The sequence below is a fragment of the Streptococcus oralis genome, from assembly GCF_001578935.1.
Taxonomy (GTDB): Bacteria; Bacillota; Bacilli; order Lactobacillales; family Streptococcaceae; genus Streptococcus; species Streptococcus oralis_R.
The window spans coordinates 1116126-1134419 of sequence record NZ_KQ969521.1; the positions used below are offsets into that span (position 1 = coordinate 1116126).

At 43.4% G+C, this 18294-nt stretch carries 18 protein-coding genes; 1 reads left to right on the forward strand and 17 read right to left on the reverse strand.

Annotation, left to right across the window (positions count from 1 at the left end; genetic code table 11):
- The first annotated feature begins 16 nt into the window (after window positions 1-16).
- The gene (locus SORDD15_RS05540; protein WP_061415298.1) at window positions 17-970 is read left to right on the forward strand and encodes an aromatic acid exporter family protein; all 954 of its coding nucleotides are present in this window, start codon (window positions 17-19) and stop codon (window positions 968-970) included.
- A 102-nt stretch (window positions 971-1072) separates the two neighbouring features.
- On the opposite strand, the gene SORDD15_RS05545 is transcribed toward SORDD15_RS05540, so the two are convergent.
- The 17 genes from SORDD15_RS05545 to SORDD15_RS10540 form a co-directional block, all read right to left on the reverse strand.
- The gene (locus tag SORDD15_RS05545) at window positions 1073-1615 is read right to left on the reverse strand and encodes a T6SS immunity protein Tdi1 domain-containing protein (RefSeq protein WP_061415300.1); all 543 of its coding nucleotides are present in this window, start codon (window positions 1613-1615) and stop codon (window positions 1073-1075) included.
- Between the two features lie 70 nt (window positions 1616-1685).
- Window positions 1686-2171, reverse strand: coding sequence for an immunity protein YezG family protein (locus tag SORDD15_RS05550; RefSeq protein WP_061415304.1), 486 nt, complete (start codon window positions 2169-2171; stop codon window positions 1686-1688).
- 363 nt (window positions 2172-2534) lie between these two features.
- A complete protein-coding gene (locus SORDD15_RS05555) occupies window positions 2535-3107 on the reverse strand; it encodes a suppressor of fused domain protein (RefSeq protein WP_061415307.1) in 573 nt (190 codons plus the stop codon).
- 232 nt (window positions 3108-3339) lie between these two features.
- Window positions 3340-4149, reverse strand: coding sequence for an Imm47 family immunity protein (gene imm47 / locus SORDD15_RS05560; RefSeq protein ID WP_061415310.1), 810 nt, complete (start codon window positions 4147-4149; stop codon window positions 3340-3342).
- A 144-nt stretch (window positions 4150-4293) separates the two neighbouring features.
- A complete protein-coding gene (locus tag SORDD15_RS05565; protein ID WP_061415315.1) occupies window positions 4294-4779 on the reverse strand; it encodes a TIGR01741 family protein in 486 nt (161 codons plus the stop codon).
- A 67-nt stretch (window positions 4780-4846) separates the two neighbouring features.
- Window positions 4847-5068 (reverse strand): accessory Sec system protein Asp5, encoded by a 222-nt coding sequence (asp5, locus tag SORDD15_RS05570; RefSeq protein ID WP_080976137.1) that lies wholly within the window; start codon window positions 5066-5068, stop codon window positions 4847-4849.
- A gap of 5 nt (window positions 5069-5073) precedes the next feature.
- The gene (gene asp4, locus SORDD15_RS05575) at window positions 5074-5253 is read right to left on the reverse strand and encodes an accessory Sec system protein Asp4 (RefSeq protein WP_000161925.1); all 180 of its coding nucleotides are present in this window, start codon (window positions 5251-5253) and stop codon (window positions 5074-5076) included.
- Window positions 5246-6592 (reverse strand): accessory Sec system glycosylation chaperone GtfB, encoded by a 1347-nt coding sequence (gene gtfB / locus SORDD15_RS05580; protein WP_061415319.1) that lies wholly within the window; start codon window positions 6590-6592, stop codon window positions 5246-5248. The genes asp4 and gtfB overlap by 8 nt, the downstream gene beginning before the upstream one ends.
- Window positions 6576-8096 carry an accessory Sec system glycosyltransferase GtfA gene (gtfA, locus tag SORDD15_RS05585; protein WP_061415323.1) on the reverse strand — a complete coding sequence of 507 codons (1521 nt, stop codon included), beginning with the start codon at window positions 8094-8096 and terminating at the stop codon, window positions 6576-6578. The genes gtfB and gtfA overlap by 17 nt, the downstream gene beginning before the upstream one ends.
- Window positions 8097-8108: 12 nt before the next feature.
- A complete protein-coding gene (gene secA2, locus SORDD15_RS05590; protein ID WP_061415326.1) occupies window positions 8109-10481 on the reverse strand; it encodes an accessory Sec system translocase SecA2 in 2373 nt (790 codons plus the stop codon).
- The gene (gene asp3 / locus SORDD15_RS05595; RefSeq protein ID WP_061415330.1) at window positions 10474-10914 is read right to left on the reverse strand and encodes an accessory Sec system protein Asp3; all 441 of its coding nucleotides are present in this window, start codon (window positions 10912-10914) and stop codon (window positions 10474-10476) included. Before asp3 ends, secA2 begins: the two co-directional genes overlap by 8 nt.
- The gene (gene asp2 / locus SORDD15_RS05600) at window positions 10911-12440 is read right to left on the reverse strand and encodes an accessory Sec system protein Asp2 (RefSeq protein WP_061415333.1); all 1530 of its coding nucleotides are present in this window, start codon (window positions 12438-12440) and stop codon (window positions 10911-10913) included. Before asp2 ends, asp3 begins: the two co-directional genes overlap by 4 nt.
- Window positions 12424-14004, reverse strand: a complete 1581-nt coding sequence (gene asp1 / locus SORDD15_RS05605; protein ID WP_061415336.1) for an accessory Sec system protein Asp1 — start codon at window positions 14002-14004, stop codon at window positions 12424-12426. Before asp1 ends, asp2 begins: the two co-directional genes overlap by 17 nt.
- A gap of 9 nt (window positions 14005-14013) precedes the next feature.
- The gene (gene secY2, locus SORDD15_RS05610; RefSeq protein WP_061415705.1) at window positions 14014-15231 is read right to left on the reverse strand and encodes an accessory Sec system protein translocase subunit SecY2; all 1218 of its coding nucleotides are present in this window, start codon (window positions 15229-15231) and stop codon (window positions 14014-14016) included.
- Window positions 15232-15317: 86 nt separating this feature from the next.
- A complete protein-coding gene (locus tag SORDD15_RS05615) occupies window positions 15318-16547 on the reverse strand; it encodes a glycosyltransferase (RefSeq protein WP_061415339.1) in 1230 nt (409 codons plus the stop codon).
- Between the two features lie 15 nt (window positions 16548-16562).
- Window positions 16563-17789, reverse strand: coding sequence for a glycosyltransferase (locus SORDD15_RS05620; RefSeq protein WP_061415342.1), 1227 nt, complete (start codon window positions 17787-17789; stop codon window positions 16563-16565).
- A 218-nt stretch (window positions 17790-18007) separates the two neighbouring features.
- A partial coding sequence (locus tag SORDD15_RS10540) for an LPXTG cell wall anchor domain-containing protein (protein ID WP_231097635.1) occupies window positions 18008-18294 on the reverse strand: 287 nt, incomplete at its 5' end.

Consider the following 18294-nt stretch of genomic DNA (forward strand, 5'->3'; position numbering starts at 1 on the left):
AGTTTAGGAAATTTTCATGTCCCTCACTCAACGCACGACAAAACTGATCTTAGCGACCTGTCTCGCTTGTTTTCTCGCTTATTTTTTAGATTTATCATCAGCAGTTTCAGCTGGAATCATCGCTCTCTTAAGCCTCTCCGACACGCGCAGAAGCACGCTGAAATTAGCACGTAACCGCCTCTTTTCCATGCTCCTAGCGCTCGCTATCGGTGTTATAGCCTTTCAGCTGACGGGCTTTCACATCTGGAGTCTGGGCCTCTACCTGGCTCTCTATGTCCCTCTTGCTTACAAAATGGGCTGGGAAATCGGCATCACCCCTAGCAGTGTCTTGGTCGGTCATCTCTTGGTACAGGAGTCTACTTCCCCAGATCTCTTGCTTAATGAAGTGCTCCTCTTTCTCATCGGGACAAGCTTTGCTCTGTTGGTCAACCTTTATATGCCCTCTCGTGAGAAAGCCATCCAAAGCTACCACCTTCAGGTCGAAGAAAAGTTAAAAGACATCTTGCTTCGCTTTAAATACTATCTGTCAAGAGGAGACGGACGCAATCAAGCCCAACTCGTTGACCAATTAGACAAGCTCCTCGATGATGCCCTCAAACTAGTCTACCTGGATCACTCGGACCACCTCTTTCACCAGACGGACTATCACATCCACTACTTTGAGATGAGACAGCGACAAAGTCGCATCCTGCGAAATATGGCCCAGCAGATCAATACCTGTCATCTGGCCGCAAGTGAGAGTTTGATCTTGGCCCAGCTCTTTTCAAAGATTGCTGCCCAGCTAAGCCAGACCAATCCTGCTCATGACCTACTTGATGACATCGAACGCTATCTGCAAGTTTTCCGCAATCGGAGTCTCCCTAAAACACGTCAGGAGTTTGAAACCCGTGCCACCCTCCTGCAACTACTACGCGAAGCCGAAACCTTTATCCAGGTCAAGGTCGATTTTTACCAGAAATATGGAAACTAGAACGCAAAGAACCTCAGAGGACTTCCTCTGAGGTTCTTGTGTTTTGCATTTGGAGGAAAATTTCTCCCTCTCGTACTATTCTCAAAAAAGAAATAGCAACTCCTAGTCGTCCATCACACCGCCTGTAAGCTGGTACATGAGGTAAATGTGCTCCAAGACTTTTACCTTATCCATGTGGTCTACATCTTTAAAGCCTCCTAATGCCAAAAGTGGAACGAAACCGAAACACTCATCGTAGGCTAATTGACCATGTTTGGCAACAGCTTTTTTATAGAGTGGGATATCAAAATAATCATCTTTGAAATCTTTATCATCAACATACTCTATGAAACGATCCATACGCTTAATCATAATATCTAAATCCTGAATATTGTATTGGACAATTCCCACATAGGTATTCTTTTCCCAAGTAATAATATCTCCAAATGCTGTTACGAACATAGGAAAAGCAATGTCTCCTCTGAAATAACTATCTTGGAGAAGCTCAAGATAGTCATCTGGATTAATGACTTTTAGATAACCGTCTAAAAAAGTTCCTAGACCATCCTCCTGCCAAATTTGAACCAACTCAGCTGGAACTTGATTCTGGTATTTTTCAATCACTTCTTGTGGCATATCTGCCACTTTAACAAAGTTTTCTAACATTTTATCCTCCATTTCACGATAACAGCAAGGCTCAAAAAATCACATTCTTCAAAATGTAATCAAGCTTACTCTACTTTTGATTATGCTCTCTTTGGAAAGCTTCCATGGCCTTGAACTGCTCTAGTTCTTTTTCATTTCTTGGCTGGTTACCTAAATATTTATATTGAAAAAAAGAAGTTCTAGCACTTGGTCCAAAGTCACTTTCAAGCCATGGTGCATAATCGAAGTCTACCGATAACTTGTTATTTTCATCCAAATGAATCAACCCCGCTGACCAATCACTCAATTCATGATCCATGAATACTTTTTTTAATTCCTGAGCTTTTTTAAATAGTAAACGATATTCGTCAAAAAATTCCGATTTAGAGATACCAAATTCTTGAGGAATATAAAAGAAATAATGGTACTTTCCATTGTATTTAAAGAAGAAATAAATTTCTCCACTCAAAGTTCTATCTACTTCAAAGTTGATATACAAATCATCCCACTCAACTGGAATCATATCATTAACTTGATGCACGATTTCGATAATTTTTTCATTAATCTGTTGTTCCATATTTTCCTCCAATTGATTCTATCATTATTCCACTACAATCCTAGTATATCATAAACCCTATATCCCACTCCTTGATAAACTGCAAAAAGACCACCTCGAAGGTGGTTAGAGCAAAAAATTTTTTGACCTAATAAATTGTAAGGCAAAAATCCAAATCCATAGAGTGTTCATCGTAACTACCAGCTCCTTTCGGAGAGCTACTCTATCAAATTGCGTGCCTCATTCCCATCAGATATGTAGTAGATTACATCAATGACGGAATTCGCACATCAGCTGAAAGGAAGATCGGGCTTACAACGGATATTGAAGAGTTTTAAAAAAGCAGGTTTCTACTCCTGCTCCTGAAAAAAGATAAAAAATTGATTACACTACAGAAGGCCTCATAAAATCATAAACATCTATCTGATGCTCTTCAAACAATGCTTCCAACTTCTGCGCTCCTACTTCGGCTCCATGCTTTTCTATAAATTGAAGCTCAGCTTCTGTAATAGGGATAGCTTGTAGCCACGTAACATACTCTTCATCAAAATCAAAAGACTCCAATTCCCACAAGAAAGGCTGAGTGAAAAATATATGATTTACTTTCGCATTAGGATAGTAATTTCTAATAATATTCGGATAGACTGCACCTGGAGAGATACTGTACTCTCCCCTCACGATATTAAAACCACAATCTGCTATAATATTTGGAAAATATTCCAGCTCTGCATCAGCTGCTCCAATGATTTCAACTCTTAAAGGCTTATCATTTATTCGACGATAAATGGTATATTCTGATAAACCGATTGTTGCTGCAGTTGTTAAATCATCGTCCGGACGATTCTCTCCAATAAATAAATCTAATTTGTTATCGTGATTTCTAAATGTATAGGCTTGAGGAACTCCCCCTACAGCTCTGGCTATTTCCTGTGCAATTTTAATTTTATCGTATTTCATTTGATTCTCCTCTTAAAGTTTGCTCCAGCATGAGCTATGTTATCTTTCAGTTTCACTACACTCTTATGGAAATTCTCACAAAAGGCGTTAGAGTTTGATGATACCTCTGCCAGATTATCACCAAATTAACTGACTCTATAATCCCAGTATACCATAAACCCTATGGACTAGCGTTTGGAAAACAATAAAAGACCACCATGAAGGTATCCTTTGTTATCAATCGTCCATTTCATTATTTTACAAGTTCCTCAACTGGATGGCCGTAAAAATATTTCATACCTTCCGTCCAGTCTTTGTCTGATAAGTCATCAATATAACGAACCATCAAATCAATTTCATTTTTTGAAATAAGAGTATTGGTATCCACTGGGACCTGCTTGCCTGTGTAAATAGACAGAAGGGATGCCTGAAGATAAAGATGGTATTTCTGTTCTTTTTGAGCAGCGATGTATAGAGCAGTCATAATTTCTTGTGTAAACACACCAGGAAAAACCTGAAGAGTTTTGTAATAATAGCAATCTAAGTTCTTGTTCTTTATTACATCAAAATATAAACTTCCAACTTCTTCTAATCTTGCATTTTCCTCTATAATTAAACGATAGTTGAGAAAGCTATCCAAAGCATCTTGAATAGCGTACTCCACATCGGTTTCTGTATCTTCCCACTCCTCCCACAGAGTAAGAAGGTAAGGAACGACTTCATAGGACATTGTTTCCACAGCGCCAGCGACAAAAGTAAATACCGCAAATTCTGAAGCCGAACTTAAAAAATGAAAATTTTCAACCTTTTTTAAATCATCATGTGTACAAACTGAACAAAACAATCGAATACAAAGATTGAGCACGGCTTCATCTTTTGTCTGGTTCATCAAGTCAATCAGCAAGTTTTTTACTGTAAAATCTCCCTTTTTTAAGATTTCAGCAATCAGCAATACACATTCTCTCTCATCATTTACTGAAAGTAAGCCCCTTTTTAAATCTTCAAGCACTACTGAACTAACGTGACCGAACGACATTCCTGGCATTAACAGTTTGTTTCCCATCCCCATTCTCCTTTTATCTCAATACTTTTTTGGAAATTTCTTGCTTGCTTTCTGACCGATGCTAAGTTATCACCAAATTTACTGGCTCTACACTCCCAGTATACCATAAAAGACCACCTCGAGGGTGGCCGTTTATCCATGAAACTAGTTTTCGTTATATTTTTGCTGAAAGTCTTCCATGGCTTTGAACTGTTCTAGTTCTTTTTCATTAGCTGGTTGTTTTCCTAAGTATTTATATTGGAAAAAAGAGGTTCTAGCACTTGGGCCAAAATCACTTTCGAGCCATGGAGTATAGTCAAAGTCCACTGATAGCTTGTTATTTTCATCCACATGAATTAACCCTGCCGACCAATCACTCAATTCATTATCTATGAATACTTTTTTTAATTCCTGAGCCTGTTCAAATAATTTATCATATTCATCAAAAAATTCCGACTTAGAGACACCAAAATCTCGAGGAATGTAAAAGAAATAATGGTACTCTCTATTATATCTAAAGAAAAAGTTAATTCCCCCACTCAAAGTTCTATCTACTTCAAAATTGATATAAAGATCATCCCACTCAACTGGAATCATATCGTTAGCTTGATGCACAATTTCGATAATTTTCTCATTAATCTGTTTTTCCATATGTTCCTCCGGTTTAGATGTATTTTCCCCGTCTCTAGTATCCTTTATCTGTGAATGGTTCCGCTTCTTACTGATAGGTTACCATCATAAAAACGAGAAGCAAGACAAACAAGGCTAGGCTAATCAAGAGGGTTACAATTTTTACCAAGCGGTTGTTCTGCCAGTAGCCTGGTTTTCCGATATTGCTGGTCGCATCCATGGAAAAGAGTTGGCTTTGGCGAGGTTGGATGAGAACCAGGACAATCAAGGCGACGGCTAGGATTATTCCTACAATCATCAAAACTTCCATCAATTTCACCTCAAGATTCCTAATAATGTAAAGATCAGGGTAAGAAGGATGAGCAAGCCGAGTAAAATGGAGAAGGTTTTACTGATCTTTTCTCCTCGGGTAGGCTTTTCTTTCTTAAGCGCTCCTTGCTTTAACTCTTCCATTCGCCCCTCGACATCCTTGTAAAATAAATCTTTTTTAGTCATGTCCTTCCCCTATTATCCTTTCCATCCTCTCTTGGTAAGTAGCCAAGTCCACATAGTTGGCATGACGACCTTGATGTCCAAGGGCTCGGCCCATCTTGTCAAGACTGCTGAGATCTTCTTGAATCTTCGCAATCATATCTCCAACAGCCTGCACATTAAAGAGGTGTTCTGGAGCTGTGTAAGATCTGTTATGAGCTGTCTGATCAAAGGCTAGGATAAGCATATTGTGCTCGAAGGCTTGACGGACAGCTTCCAAAAGCTCGTTTCCGTAATTGATGTCTAGATAGAGATCCGACAGCTGAAATAGTTCTCGAATCTTTTGCGGACTGGCGTTTTGATAGAGAACGACATTGGGATAGGAAAGCAAGGTCAGCAACTTGGACGACATTTCAGTCACTGCCGCGATTCGGAAGGTCACCATTGGCAAGGACTCAATCAGGGTTTCGATATGCTCGATCTGATCTGAGTTGGTAACGATCAAGGCATCTGGTCGAACGAAATTTTCTCTTTTGAACTGATAATGATAACCTAGATGGACAAACTTGTCATGATAGGCAGGATTGGTCAAGGTCAAGGCCTGTTCATAGGTAGCTTTATCTGGTATGAGGATCTGCTTGGCTCTCATCCCCTCTTGCTCCAAGAGTAGCTGCATATTTCCAGGAAGACAATCATCTAGCGGTTCTTGCCAGATTAAGATATCCTGTCCGCTCTTGTCTGGATAATGGTATGAGACCAAGAAAGAGGTGGCGAGAGTATTAAAGAGAAGGTGGCGAGTGTCGATTCCTAAATCTTGCAAAAAGAAGATCGTAAACTCCACTCGATTTTTAAAATGGCGCAGACCTTGTCTGGGCAAGGTTAGGAGGATATCGCCTGTCACATGGTTTTCTAGGACAATTTCCTGTCCCTTCGCATCCTGGTACTTTGTTAGGATAGCCTGCCCATCTGCACTATAGGTGGTCTTGGCAAAGCAGGCTCCGTATCGGTTATAGTGGTCTGCTTGGTAGATGCGACCGGATAGGTCCTTCCAGTCGACTTGCTTGACCAAACGAGCCTGAGGAGCCTCCACATAGTGAATCACGCCCCTATCCCGAGAATCCTCTAGGATATGCGCAGACTGGTTATTGCCCGCAATCTCCCAAAATTCAGGTACGACTACTTGATTGAAATAAAGAGCTTTTCCCGACTCATAACCTAGATAGTAGGTAAAGGGAGAAAGAATCCCATCTGGGAGAAAGTCATCTGGCTCGATCACAACTGTGACATGGGACAGACCAGCAACTTCTAGACTTTCATGTAAATCTCGACTTTCCTGGCCATATCGATCAAATAGTTGAATCATGCAGGACCTCCTCTATCGTTTTCTTCCACTTGTCCCTTACTTTATCTGTTAAAAATTCTCTCGCTAGGTCATAAGATGCTGTTTGCATAGCTGGCAAATGATTTTCCTGATAGAGCTGGCAGATCTTTTCTGCGAAGGCCCTTTTAATCGCCATTTCAACATGGTCATCCGAACTTGGGATCAAGTAACCATTTTGACCGTCCTGGATAAAGGTCTGGTTTCCATAAGGCACATCAAAACCAATCAGGGGCAAGCCTGAACCAACTGCCTCCATCAAGGTCAGACCAAAGCCTTCACTGGTTGAGGCTGTCAGATAGACTTCGTACTGGGGATAGATCTGAGCCAGGTCTGCATGCCCTTTGAGCTGGATATAGTTCTCCGCTTGGTGAGCCATGATGATTTCCCTTAAAAGGGACTCCTCACCCCCACTGCCATAAATGTCAAAGGTAAGCTCTGGAAGGACTTGATGCGCCTGGATAACCGCCTTGACAAGCCAGTCGATGTGTTTTTCCTTGGCCAGACGCGAAGCGGTAATGAGAGAAAAGGGCTTTCGTTCCCTAGCAGGCTCCATCAACTGATCAATGCTCCCAACTGGAATCGTGACGATTCGTGGACGATGCTGACTGTACTGGGCAAATTGACCTTCGAGAACTTCCTTCTGCCGATCCGTAGACACGATAAAACAATCGACCTTGTCCGCATTTGTAAACTGATACTCATAATAGTTATTCCAGAGGAGATAGTCTTCGTTGCCAGCATTTTCACTATAGTGCTCTGCGTGAACGACAACTGCTAGATGGGCCTTTTGTGCTTCTTCAAAAACAGCCTGACCAATCCCTGTTTCCCTGTCCAAGATGACCAAATCAGACTTGCTCAAGTTCAAACTTTGCATAAAATAGCGCATAAGGGCTGGCTTTCCGTACAGAATCCGGTCTTTAAATCGATAGACCTCTTCCTGTCCTTCAGTCAGTAAGATATCGTAAGCAGTGCTACCATCTTCATTGAAAAAGGTTCGTTGATAGAGCCTAGCCACTTGGTCTTTGGGCGCGAAATATTCTGTACAGTAGCGTGTGTAGGAGAAATAATCCTTGCGAATCAAGTTCCCCCCAAATACATACTCTGCATGTTGTACTAGATTCTTAGCCGAGTCTACCAAGTAGCAGGTCACAAACTTATCCTCATCTGAAAAGTAGACGCGCAAGACTTTGCCATCCTGCTCTCTATGACTCTCAAGGCCACCAAAAGAAGCCAAGACATCGTCAACTGTAACACTGGTCGGTGCTAGCCTGATATCTGTAAAATGATTGTAAAGCCAGATTACCTGGTCATCCGCAAAGCCGATATTGGCCGTTAAGTGCTGGATATTGTCTGCTAAAATCAAGTCGGTAAAGATAAACTTAGATGCTAGGTCTAAACTTCTAAAAATCCCTGCTCGGTAAGCCTGGGCATATTCGACACCACTGCTCGCCCAACCGATCCCTAGATTTATATTGTAAATTGTCATATGATCCTCTTTTTATGGAAAATGGGTGAGAATCTCACCTTTGGGCGTTACTTCCACAATCCCCATGAGAAGATTGCGTACCATATCTGTACGGATTTGTTGCTTCATGGTTTCAAAACCGGCATAGGCCTCCTGATAGTACTCCACGATAGGGTTCTTTTGAGAAGCAGACTGGCTCCCGATTGCTAGACTGAGCTGTTGCAGGTAGTCGACTTGCTCAACCCAGTTGTCATCAATAGCCTTGAGCATGGATATTCTCAGAAAAGAATCATAGAGCTGGTGAGATTGGAGGACTTCCTTTTTAGCTGCGATTTCCTTGGCTATTATTTCCTCTAGTAACTCCCGAATCTGATCTGCATCAGCTAAATCCAAATCAGCTGGTGATTCTCTCATCCCAAAGCTAATATTGGTCACGATAAAGTGAAAGAGTTCTTGGGGGCTGCTATAGGCTTTTTCTGAGATTCGTTTGGTATAGTCTGCCAGTATATCCTCAAGGATATGCTCCAAATCACGGCTCCCATCCAGCAAACGATCTCTTTCTTGGTAGACCATCTGACGCTGAATATTGACGCTTTCCGCATACTCTAAGGTTTGTCTGCGTGCTGAACGACTGGCACTATCACTAGCCTCTTGGGCTTTTCTGACGAGATTGCGGTACTTGCGAGCCTTGAGTAGTATGGGGTTGCTAATATCTTCCACTTGGTAGTTTTGATACAGGTCGTGAACCCAAGACGGCCCGAACTTTTTGATCACATCATCTTCAAGCGACACGAAAAATTGAGACATGCCTGGATCACCCTGGCGGCCAGAACGACCTCTGATTTGCAGGTCAATCCGTCGGCTCTCCATCCGCTCGGTACCAATCACAATCAAACCGCCCAATTCTGCGACTCCTGGACCGAGTTTGATATCTGTCCCTCGACCTGCCATAGAAGTCGCAACTGTCACTGCCCCCATCTGTCCAGACTCTGCAATGATCTGGGCTTCACGCGCCGCATGATTGGCATTGAGGACATTGTGGGAAATCCCCTCTCGCAAGAGCAAGGACGAATAAAGCTGGGACATTTCTACAGATCCGACAAAGATCAGGAGTGGATTGCCTTTGGCGTGGTAGGTCTTGATTGCTTCCAGAGAGGCATAGACTTTCTCAGGGAGGGTCACATAGAGATTGTCCGGATGGTCAATCCGCCTAAGTGGGCGATTGGTCGGGATGCGAATGACAGCCATATGGTAGGTTTCGAAAAATTCTTTCTCTGCCACCTTTCCCGTTCCTGTCATACCTGAGATTTTGCGAAACATTTTAAAGAGACTCTGGTAGGTGATTGAAGCCATGGCTCTGGTTTCAGGAGAGAGCTTCACATGTTCCTTGGCTTCGATGGCTTGATGGAGACCTCCTTGAAGTTTGGTCATTTCCATCAGGCGACCTGTTCCCTTGTCTAACAAGACCATTTCTTGCCCTCGAACCAGGTAGTCCTTGTCCTTGGTAAAGAGCGTATGAGCTCTGAGAGCATAGACTAGATGCCGAACATAACTGGCGTACTCTTCCTTGTAGAGATGATCAATTCCTAAGAAAGCTTCAACCGTCTGGGCCCCCTTTCGGGTTAACCAAACCTGGTCTTTTTCTTCCTTGTAGATGTAGTCTTCCCCCTTGACCAAGGTCGTCACTAGGGTATCAATCATCCCATAATAGTTAGACTGGACACGGGGAGAACCTGCGATAATCAAGGGAGTTTGGGCACTATCGAGTAGAATGCCATCGATCTCATCGATGATAACATAGTTAAAGAGAGGCAGGAATTTCCCTTCACGAGTGGAGGCAATATTGTCATTGAGATAGTCAAAGCCCAGTACACTATTGGTCGTGTAGACGATATCTGAGGCATAGATCTTTCTTTTCTCTTCGGCAGTCAAGTCCTCTTTTGGATCATCTGAAAAGGGCAGTCCGACAGTTAAACCTAAAAATTGGTAGACTGGGCCCATTTCACTTGCGTCCCGTCTAGCCAGATAGTCATTAGTCGTGACTAGCATGCTGCCTTTTCCCGTTAGGGCATTGAGATAGAGAGGCATAGTTGCAGTCAAGGTCTTGCCTTCACCCGTATTCATCTCTGCCACATTTCCTTGGTGGATCACAATGGCTCCCATGACCTGCACATCATAGGGAAAGAGACCCAAGACCCGTTTATCGACCTCACGGACAAGGGCATAGGCTTCTACCAATAGCTCATCCACGGTTTCTCCCTGGGCAAGGCGCTGGCGAAACTCCTCTGTCTTTGCAGCCATTTCCCCATCACTGAGAGCTGCCATCTCTTCTTTGAGGGCGTTGATTTGGCTTAAAAGCTTCTTGACCTTTCTCAGTTGTCTTTCTTGATACAAACGATTAAACACCAGCATCCTCCTCAATAGAAAACGAAACAAAATCAAGAGCCTCAAATCCTGCACTAATCAAGGAAAGGCGATAGGTGTAGGCCCCTTCAGGATAGGTGAAGCTAAAGAAAAATTGCCTTTCAATCTTCTCCTCGATGATTTCCTCATAACGGTTTAAAAAGGTCAGTTTGAGATAGAGACCATTGGCTGGTTGAACCTGCATCTTCATAGATAGACGGTAGGTGTGATTTTTCTTAAGAAGAGGGAGGCTAGGCTGACTTCTAGTAGCCTGGTAGTTGACACTGGAAAACCAGGTTTTAAGGGTTTCACCTGAAGCCAGCAAAGGATTTTTCAGGGTAACATGACCGTCTGCATGATAGGTGATCTGGCTACCATAAAGATAAGTGGCTCCCATCTCGCCCCACCTAATATCCTCTCTCTTGATGATAATCATGTCTCACCTCTTCCGTATTCTTCTAGTATCATCTTGTAAAAATGAATAAACCAGGCAACATTTGTTCCTGTATCATCATTGTGTCGACCTGCTGTCCCTTTCGACAAGATCTTGGCACCTGTCTGGCAAAGAGTCTCCACTAGCTGGTCGTAGGCACCACTATCCATATCCTCGTCCTTCATGTAAGAAAGACCAACGATCGTCTGGGAAAAATCAGCTTTTTCAAATCGGGTCCAAAAACGTTGATCCAAGTCCTTCATGTCTTTCTGACTCACTCCTCCAGTCTGAAGGTGCAAGACATCAAAGCTAGTTGGAAAGACTCCTGGCGCCTCTAGCCGTCCCCGCTGTGCAATGGTTCCTAGATTGGTCAAGGGTTTTCCGACTACGATTCCCTTGGGTTCAAAGTAGGCTCCGTAGTAGAGGGCAGGGAAGGTTCCCATTGACAGCCCAGATAGGATCAAGTCACTTCTATCCAAGCCTAGATAGTCTAGATAATGTTGGATGGTTGCTTGAATTTTATCTTCTAATTCCTCAGTTCCTAGGTAAAAGGCTCCCCCTTCTAATCGGGGATCCGAAAAGAGGAGAAAGGGGCATTGGAGATTCTTCATCATCCAGTAACCCTCAAAACCTTCTGCCGGACGGTAACCTGAGAAATAGACTGCTAGAGGTGGCTTGAAATCCCCCGGGTGAAAGAAATAGTTGATTTCCTCACGTTTTTTGTCATGCAGGATATTGCCTCCGAGAACAAACTTTCCAAACTGTTTCCGGCTCCAGCGTTGGTGGAGATTGCCGATGTTGACCTTTCCCTGGCCACGCGCTTCAAGAGAAATGCTCAGATAAGCATCATAGTCTTGCTCCACTATGATTGCTGAGGCAAAGTCTGCTTCCTCAAGGAGAATGTCCTGTCTAATCTCTGAAACGGATCCTGCTGGGATCTTTCGCAAACGCAGGCGCAATTCCACGGGTCCAGTTTTTTCATATTCGAGCCAGAGTTCGATTGGCGAATGGGCTTGGACAGTCTGATTATAGGCCCAAGAGACCAGCTGGGTATAGACCTTCCCAAAGTCTCCTTCTAACTCCAGATGCTCAAACCCTTGATAGGAGACAGAGCCTTGAAAACTCGGGTGAATCCGTATCGTAGCTGGACTCAGCTTGTCTCCATAACCGCCTTCAAAGAGGGAGGTGGAAAGGTCTCGAACAAAGCCCTGTCGGTCTGACAGGTCCATCGCTTGCATGCAGTGCTGTTTGATGAGATTTTGAAGATCTTGATCCTGACTTGCAAACTGTTCTGGATAGAAAACCGTATAGGGTTCTAAGCTAGATGTAACAGGCAGCAAATCTACTAGATAGGCCCCATCCGTGAGAATGACAGCATGAAATTGCTCCAAGTCATTCTCATCCATGATTTTCTGGATAGCAGACGGTGTGTTGGGAGGAACATGATACCAGTCAAGTTGGGCTGGTAGGGCAAGTGTATCTCGCCAATCCTCTGGACCGATTTGCAAGATCTTATACTTCTTTTCCATGAGTCACCTCCTCCAACCACTTCTCTAGTTTAATCAGAAATTGCTCGCCAGTGTGTTCCTTTATCTTTTCAATGGAATGGATCAGAGCATCATTCCACACCTGCAGGCTATCGAGATAGTAATGGGCCGCTTGCGCAAAATCAGCAGTGTTTTCCAACAGATAGCCATTCTTCTGATGGCTGACATACTCAGTTTTGACCCTATTGATTTGAGGGATACCGGCACTAATCCCCGCTATCTGGGTATAGAGGAGAGGCTGCCTGTTCAAATCGACAATCAAACGAACAAATTCCAGTTGCTTGATTAACTCCGATTCATCCTTCATATTGACAAACGAATAGCGCTTGCTCTGATGGCGATTGTCCTCAAGTGGATTTTCAGCTCCTTGGTAATCAACTTCCTTCTCCAGTTCCTGGTCTTGAAACTGATCTGAGACCATCTTAGCAACTCGTGTTTCCAGCTGCTTCATTTCTTCTTGATTAGCAGCAAAGGCTCCAAAGATCAGCTCCGTATCCTTGTTTTCAGAAAGGAAACGCAAGACCTGATAGAGAGCTTGGTCCTCTATCCCCTGCTCAAAGTCCAGTTGATAGTAGAGGAGCGACTCCTTCCGAGTCTGGCTCTTTCCCAGCTCCAAGCGGGTATCAAAAGGCGATAAATGACGAAATTTCGTTGCTTGTTCTGAAAAAACAGACTGAACCAAGCGCAAGGTGTCCTCTCTGTCGACCAGAACAAGGTCCACCTTATCCAGCAGACCTGCCAGTTGCGGTAATTGTTCTTGAGGATTTCGTCCGATAAAAAGACTGAGAACCTTGGTGGTTTGGTGAGGCAATCGTTCTAAAAGGAAGGCATTGTGTTGATCACATGCAGGCAGAAAATAGGTCGCTCCTTCCTCAGGGAGTTGAGCTATTTTCTTGTCAAAAAACTCCGCAATCAATTCTCCCATATCTTGGTAAGACTCTTTTTGGAAGCGAAAAGCAAAGATAGGATTGACCTCGATACGCCCCCCATCTTGCAAGTACTCTCTAAACTGCCACAGTCCCTTGGGATTGAGGTAGTCTTGGTAGAGAGCCTGGCCCTCTTCGTAGTAAATCACACTGGAAACCAGCCCCCGATCATCCATTAGGTAATTGGCAGACAAAAGCCCATCTTCCTTGAAATACTGAATCGTACTGATAAAACCTTCTATCCCATGCTCTACCTGGGCATAGGGCTTGCCATCCTTCAGCACCAGAATAGTAAAGGGACTGTAAACAAAGTCGCAGTCCTCTTCCCACTCAATATCTCTTAGTTGCAAGACCTGAGGTCGAATCTCATGAAAATCCTGCAATTCATCAAATAAGGAATAAACCGGTGCTTCTAAAATACCTTGGCGATGGAGAAAATAGCGAAGATGAGGCTGATAGGACATGAGGAGGATCTGTGCAGGAATCCCTTGGTGTTGCATCAGGCGAATCTGATTGAAGGTGTCATCAAATTCTAGCTTAAAATGAGAAAAATACCAAGGTGTCAAATCAGCATGCCAGGGACGCTCCTTGCCATACCAGGCTGGGATAAAGTAATACATCAAAACCTCCTAGAATAGTGGCCGATACCTTTCATTTAGTCTGAGCGCTTGCAGTTCATCGTGAATCGTAAATAACATGCCACTCAAAATTAAAAAGAGTCCGGGAATCATGCTGACTTTTAACAAACTCTCATCCTTCAAGACAAACAAGATTGGAAGTCCAGCCAAGGTAACGTTAAAGACTGCACCTATCAGAGCAAATCGTAGAACCAAGCGATTGATAAAGCGACTGGTATCCTCACCAGGATAGACCCCGTAGATGTAATCTCCTGATTGTTTCATCCGATCTGCGATTTGTTGGCCACTCACATTGACAAAGGCAAAGGCAATGCTAAAGACAAAGAGGATAAGGATATAAGCGTAAATCCACAAGGGGTTCCCCATCGCATACTGCTCCAGTAGGGCAGGGTAGAGAGGATTACCCTTGTCCAGATGTTGAAGCAAGAGCAAGAGATAAGAAGGCAAGCCCATGAGACTCATCACATACATATAAGGCATGCCACCAGCAGGATTGAGCATGATTTCCAGATAGGAATAGCGTTTAAAGCGAGAATGAAGTCCGATTTTATTGATAGGGATGCGGTATCGCGCTCGGTAAAAGAGAACGACTAGATAGGTAAAGAGGACACCAAGCACTACCAATAGGAAAAGCAACCAGGGAGAGATCTTATGAACTTGGACCGATTGGATGATGTCCTGAGGGAGTGAAGCAACCATACTTGCCAATAAAATAACGATTGGGCCTCCAACTCCGATAGACGCATTGATGTCAGACAGCCAAACCAAGAAGAAGGTCCCCGCAACCAAAAGGCTGGTATTGAGGAGAAAGACCAAGAAGGGATTGTAGGAAGCTTGGACAGGAAGGTTTGTAGTCAAGGCCAAGGCCTGAATCAAGGCAATCCCTAACGTCAAGTACATTTTCCGTCTATCCTGAACTTCCGAAGAAACCGAGTTTAAGCCCAGCTTCTTTGAAAAGGAAAACATCTGCCACAAGATCATAGCTGACATCCAAGGTGAAAGTCCGATGGAAAAGAGAGAGAGGCTGCGAAGATTTCCACCAGTCAGGGCTACTGAAAAGTCCAGATAGGCTGCGCTTCCTCCGAGAAAATCCCGACTATTGAGATCAACAAAAGGAAGAGCCAGACGACTCCCGAGCACATAAATAAAGAGCAAAAACAGTGTGTGCATCCCTTTTTTTACTGCTATCGATGAACGAAATTCTTTCACTGGCTCCTCCTTTTCTTTTTTATCTTTCTGTCCTGTCACATGGGGCCAATCCAGCCTTTTTATCTTAGCCTCTTCAAATCTCTATCTCAGTTTTCGTGAGTTTTCTCGGCCAGATAAGCCGTTAAAGCAACCACCATTTCTTCCGGTCTTTCTACTGAGAAAATACCCACATAGGCACTTTCAGGCAGTTCCCGCGACTGGGTATTGTCAAAGGTCAAGATTGGTTTCTCAAAGCGTGAAATATAGTCATAAACGACACTCAACTTGTCATCGTGGTTAATATCGAGATAGACATCTGTCTGCTGGATCAGTTTCTCGACCAAGAGAGGGAAGGTGTTGGGATAGAGGGTCACATTTTCAAAACGTGACAAGAGCATGAGTTCCGGTGCCATCGTCGTATAGGCTGCAATGTAGAAATGCACCTCTGGTAGGGCTTGAACCAGATAGTCGATTTTCTCAAGATTCCAGGAGTTGGTCAAATTAACACAAGACATAGCTGGCTGATAGACTGTGACTGGATAGTCAATTCCAGCCTGACGCCATTTTTCACTAATGGCAGACCACTCCATCAGATGATAGTGCCACCAAACCTCACGCAAACGCCCAACCGAATGAGTGTTCCAAGGTTTGTCTTGGGATAGGAAATGCAAGATGGCTGGCAGGGGCTCTAGGGGAATCTGGAAGATGAACTCATGTCCATGCGAGGCAGCCCCACTGTCAAAACCAATCTGGAAATTATAGTTCTGATCCAGAGGAGCATAGCTGTCATGAAAGAGCATATTGAGGATGGACTGGTCTCCCTCACTCACATGTTGGTGTTCCCGCTCTGTCAACTCAACTAGCTCTTGTCTCACAGCTTCTGCCCGCCATTTTTTGTTATTGATCAAGAGAACACCTGCATTAAAGCCAACCCCAACTCCAAAACAAGATGGCGCAGCAGCCAGGTAGTTTTCTCCCAAGTCCATTTCAAAGAGGGACGTCAAATCAGCCGTCACAACCAAATCACTGTCCAAGTAAAGAACCTTGTCCTCTTCAACAAAATCAGGGATAAAATAACGGGCAAAGGTCATGTGGTTGATATGGGGCAGTTTGTTGCTCCAGTTCATCTGAAACTGGGCGCCAAGCATCTTGACATCCACTAACTCACCACCCATTTGCTCTACTATCGGTCTGAGAGCACGGAACCATTCCTGGGGAATATCCTGATTAAAGATATAAACCTTGATACGGCTATTATGATAGCAGAGAGACTTAAGTGCTGTTTCAATCTGGCGGATATAGGCATAATCTCCTGCGAGAACAATTGTTTTTTTCATTTAGTTTCCTTCAGTTCACAACGACTGCTTCTTTGATTCCAAAAGCGTGCGGATAGACTCGATCATTTGACCTACGGCTGCTGGTGAGTAAACGTGACTGTAACCACTCGAGTCATGACTAGTGGTCTCAAAAGCAAATATAGGGATTTCTCTTTGCTGTACCTCTTGGATAATGTTTGCAATTTCATCCTCATGATTGATATCCAAGTAAAAGTCAATCTTTTCTAAGACTTTTTTGACATTCATGGGATTAAAGTAAGGATAGAGGCGTACATTCAGATGCGATTGCAAGTTCATGATTTCCGGCGCAAAATTGGTATGAGCTAGGATAGAGAACTCAACATCGGGCAATTCTTGGATCAGGTGTTCGATTCTCTCTATGTGACACGTATTGGTAAAAATAGCGGTCGCATACTGAGGAGCTTGAACTAAAGATGCCAATCCTTTATGGAAATCACATTTTTTCATGACGATATCAGACCACTCTAGTCCGTAGTAAAACCACCAATCCTCCCTGAAACGGTTGAGGTTGATTTGGTACCAAGGCTTGTCCCCTGTATAATGGATAATCTTGGCTGTCTTCTCAGTAGCAAGAGAATCCCTATACCAAGAATCCATCTGGTAATTTCGAGCCACTGTATCCATACCAACCATAAAATTATAGGTAGCTGGCAACGATTTCCAACGACCTTCAAAGAGGTGATTCAACACGCCCTGATCACCAAAAACTTGGTCATGCAGTTGGTCTGTCAAGCTCAACAAGTGCTCCGTCACCTTTTCTTGACGCCAGAGAGCGACATTGATTAGCATGACTCCAGAATTAAAAGTGCTAGGAACTAGAGCATCTGCGACAGCAGCTACTGGCCAGTCCGCCATATCTTCTAAAAAGAGTTGATCTAAGTTTGATCTAACGATGATATCCGAATCCAGGTACAAGGCTAGGTCTTCGCTGACATACTGAGGAATAAAATAGCGAAAGTAAGCCGCGTAACTTAGATGAGACAAGGGAAGATGATACTCTTTTAAGCCATGATGACTAATCTTGACATTGACGATTTTTGAGGCTAGAGGCTCTAGACGTCTCTCCATGAGCTGAAACCATTCTGATGGCAAATCATCATTGAAAACATAAAAAGTCACTGCTCGGTTATGGGCGCAGATTGACTTGATTGTTGTTTCAATCTTGTCCATATAAGCATTATCACCACCGAGTACAATGGCTTTTTGAAGCTCTTTTTTCATTTCGTCCCCTTTTCTTTTCACATTCTTTTGACTACTTTTCTACTACTATAATTCTGATTTTTCGATGATTATCTCACCTTCCTATTATACCTTTTCCCCTAGTTTATTTCAAACTCAAAAGAGGATTTCCCCCTTCTCACATATAGAAAAAACCTTTGAAAAATCATGTTTTCAAAGGTTTTCCATTTCACTATTTATTCATTGATTTTTATATCTTATCAATGACTTTCTTGATCGTCATTCTGACTCTTCTTTGCAAGAAGACCGATACCTGTCACAGCTGCCAATGCTCCCAACAAAGCAGATGCTACCGAAGTCGACGCTCCTGTATTTGGCAAGGCTTGTTTCGGCTTGCTTGAAGCGGATTGACCTTGGCTTGCAATGTTTGCCATTGAGAGAGAGGTGCTTGTTGAAGTAGATGCCAGAGCACTTGCAGAAGTTGAAGTACTTGTCGATGCTGACTGGCTGGCTGACGCTGATTGACTTGAGCTTAATGATGCGGATT

Coding starts and splice junctions, on each gene's coding strand:
- SORDD15_RS05540 (WP_061415298.1), top strand. CDS start 17: ATGTCCCTCACTCAACGCACGACAAAACTGATCTTAGCGACCTGTCTC.
- SORDD15_RS05545 (WP_061415300.1), bottom strand. CDS start 1,615: ATGTTAGAAAACTTTGTTAAAGTGGCAGATATGCCACAAGAAGTGATT.
- SORDD15_RS05550 (WP_061415304.1), bottom strand. CDS start 2,171: ATGGAACAACAGATTAATGAAAAAATTATCGAAATCGTGCATCAAGTT.
- SORDD15_RS05555 (WP_061415307.1), bottom strand. CDS start 3,107: ATGAAATACGATAAAATTAAAATTGCACAGGAAATAGCCAGAGCTGTA.
- imm47 (WP_061415310.1), bottom strand. CDS start 4,149: ATGGGAAACAAACTGTTAATGCCAGGAATGTCGTTCGGTCACGTTAGT.
- SORDD15_RS05565 (WP_061415315.1), bottom strand. CDS start 4,779: ATGGAAAAACAGATTAATGAGAAAATTATCGAAATTGTGCATCAAGCT.
- asp5 (WP_080976137.1), bottom strand. CDS start 5,068: ATGGAAGTTTTGATGATTGTAGGAATAATCCTAGCCGTCGCCTTGATT.
- asp4 (WP_000161925.1), bottom strand. CDS start 5,253: ATGACTAAAAAAGATTTATTTTACAAGGATGTCGAGGGGCGAATGGAA.
- gtfB (WP_061415319.1), bottom strand. CDS start 6,592: ATGATTCAACTATTTGATCGATATGGCCAGGAAAGTCGAGATTTACAT.
- gtfA (WP_061415323.1), bottom strand. CDS start 8,096: ATGACAATTTACAATATAAATCTAGGGATCGGTTGGGCGAGCAGTGGT.
- asp3 (WP_061415330.1), bottom strand. CDS start 10,914: ATGATTATCATCAAGAGAGAGGATATTAGGTGGGGCGAGATGGGAGCC.
- asp2 (WP_061415333.1), bottom strand. CDS start 12,440: ATGGAAAAGAAGTATAAGATCTTGCAAATCGGTCCAGAGGATTGGCGA.
- asp1 (WP_061415336.1), bottom strand. CDS start 14,004: ATGTATTACTTTATCCCAGCCTGGTATGGCAAGGAGCGTCCCTGGCAT.
- SORDD15_RS05615 (WP_061415339.1), bottom strand. CDS start 16,547: ATGAAAAAAACAATTGTTCTCGCAGGAGATTATGCCTATATCCGCCAG.
- SORDD15_RS05620 (WP_061415342.1), bottom strand. CDS start 17,789: ATGAAAAAAGAGCTTCAAAAAGCCATTGTACTCGGTGGTGATAATGCT.